This is a genomic window from Streptomyces sp. NPDC058525 (assembly GCF_042719495.1).
Taxonomy (GTDB): Bacteria; Actinomycetota; Actinomycetes; order Streptomycetales; family Streptomycetaceae; genus Streptomyces.
The window spans coordinates 2,600-5,148 of sequence record NZ_JBHXNP010000196.1 but is presented as its reverse complement, the minus strand read 5'-3'; the positions used below and the strand labels follow the sequence as shown (position 1 = coordinate 5,148).

Here is a 2,549-nt window from a genome sequence, read left to right as displayed (position 1 = left end):
AGTGCTTGCAGGCAATTACACAGCGAGGACGCAGTGGACGGTCGGTCTTATTCCGACATGATCGTCCCGCTCTACGTGATGTGTGCACCCGATTACGGGTAAACATTCATGGAGAGTTTGATCCTGGCTCAGGACGAACGCTGGCGGCGTGCTTAACACATGCAAGTCGAACGATGAAGCCCTTCGGGGTGGATTAGTGGCGAACGGGTGAGTAACACGTGGGCAATCTGCCCTTCACTCTGGGACAAGCCCTGGAAACGGGGTCTAATACCGGATACCACTCCTGCCTGCATGGGCGGGGGTTGAAAGCTCCGGCGGTGAAGGATGAGCCCGCGGCCTATCAGCTTGTTGGTGGGGTAATGGCCCACCAAGGCGACGACGGGTAGCCGGCCTGAGAGGGCGACCGGCCACACTGGGACTGAGACACGGCCCAGACTCCTACGGGAGGCAGCAGTGGGGAATATTGCACAATGGGCGAAAGCCTGATGCAGCGACGCCGCGTGAGGGATGACGGCCTTCGGGTTGTAAACCTCTTTCAGCAGGGAAGAAGCGAAAGTGACGGTACCTGCAGAAGAAGCGCCGGCTAACTACGTGCCAGCAGCCGCGGTAATACGTAGGGCGCAAGCGTTGTCCGGAATTATTGGGCGTAAAGAGCTCGTAGGCGGCTTGTCACGTCGGATGTGAAAGCCCGAGGCTTAACCTCGGGTCTGCATTCGATACGGGCTAGCTAGAGTGTGGTAGGGGAGATCGGAATTCCTGGTGTAGCGGTGAAATGCGCAGATATCAGGAGGAACACCGGTGGCGAAGGCGGATCTCTGGGCCATTACTGACGCTGAGGAGCGAAAGCGTGGGGAGCGAACAGGATTAGATACCCTGGTAGTCCACGCCGTAAACGTTGGGAACTAGGTGTTGGCGACATTCCACGTCGTCGGTGCCGCAGCTAACGCATTAAGTTCCCCGCCTGGGGAGTACGGCCGCAAGGCTAAAACTCAAAGGAATTGACGGGGGCCCGCACAAGCGGCGGAGCATGTGGCTTAATTCGACGCAACGCGAAGAACCTTACCAAGGCTTGACATATACCGGAAAGCATTAGAGATAGTGCCCCCCTTGTGGTCGGTATACAGGTGGTGCATGGCTGTCGTCAGCTCGTGTCGTGAGATGTTGGGTTAAGTCCCGCAACGAGCGCAACCCTTGTCCTGTGTTGCCAGCATGCCCTTCGGGGTGATGGGGACTCACAGGAGACCGCCGGGGTCAACTCGGAGGAAGGTGGGGACGACGTCAAGTCATCATGCCCCTTATGTCTTGGGCTGCACACGTGCTACAATGGCCGGTACAATGAGCTGCGATACCGTGAGGTGGAGCGAATCTCAAAAAGCCGGTCTCAGTTCGGATTGGGGTCTGCAACTCGACCCCATGAAGTCGGAGTCGCTAGTAATCGCAGATCAGCATTGCTGCGGTGAATACGTTCCCGGGCCTTGTACACACCGCCCGTCACGTCACGAAAGTCGGTAACACCCGAAGCCGGTGGCCCAACCCGTAAGGGAGGGAGCTGTCGAAGGTGGGACTGGCGATTGGGACGAAGTCGTAACAAGGTAGCCGTACCGGAAGGTGCGGCTGGATCACCTCCTTTCTAAGGAGCACAGTACCGATTGCAGACAAACGTTCTGCACGGTCAGCTCATGGGTGGAACGTTGATTAGTTGGCACGGTTTCTGAAACCTCCTGTAAGTACTGCTTCGGCGTGGAACACAGTGTGAGTGGACGGGATCGTGCTTGGCACGTTGTTGGGTCCTGAAGGTACGGCCGTATGGTCATGTCTTCAGTGCCGGCCCCAGTGAACTTGTTCCTTTCGAGGTGCAGGGTGATGGGTGGCTGGTCGTTGTTTGAGAACTACACAGTGGACGCGAGCATCTGTGGCCAAGTTTTTAAGGGCGCACGGTGGATGCCTTGGCACCAGGAACCGATGAAGGACGTGAGAGGCCGCGATAGGCCCCGGGGAGCTGCCAACTGAGCTTTGATCCGGGGGTGTCCGAATGGGGAAACCCGGCAGTCGTCATGGGCTGTCACCCATGCCTGAACACATAGGGCATGTGGAGGGAACGAGGGGAAGTGAAACATCTCAGTACCCTCAGGAAGAGAAAACAACCGTGATTCCGGGAGTAGTGGCGAGCGAAACCGGATGAGGCCAAACCGTATGCGTGTGATACCCGGCAGGGGTTGCGCATGCGGGGTTGTGGGAATGAGCTTGATCGGTCTGCCGGCCGGTCGGCGAGTCAGAAACCGTTGATGTAGTCGAAGGACATGCGAAAGGTCCGGCGTAGAGGGTAAGACCCCCGTAGACGAAACATCAGCGGCTTGCTTGCTCATCTCCCAAGTAGCACGGGGCCCGAGAAATCCCGTGTGAATCTGGCGGGACCACCCGCTAAGCCTAAATATTCCCTGGTGACCGATAGCGGATAGTACCGTGAGGGAATGGTGAAAAGTACCGCGGGAGCGGAGTGAAATAGTACCTGAAACCGTGTGCCTACAAGCCGTGGGAGCGTCGCTGTA

At 57.7% G+C, this 2,549-nt stretch carries 2 rRNA genes (1 of these 2 cut by a window edge); both read left to right on the top strand.

From position 1 onward, the window contains the following. The first annotated feature begins 105 nt into the window (after positions 1-105). A 16S ribosomal RNA gene (locus ACFWP3_RS41500) occupies positions 106-1,630 on the top strand. 284 nt (positions 1,631-1,914) lie between these two features. After that, positions 1,915-2,549, top strand: a 23S ribosomal RNA gene (locus tag ACFWP3_RS41495) (it continues 2,568 nt past the right edge of the window). Together the 16S and 23S rRNA genes form the textbook arrangement of a ribosomal RNA operon.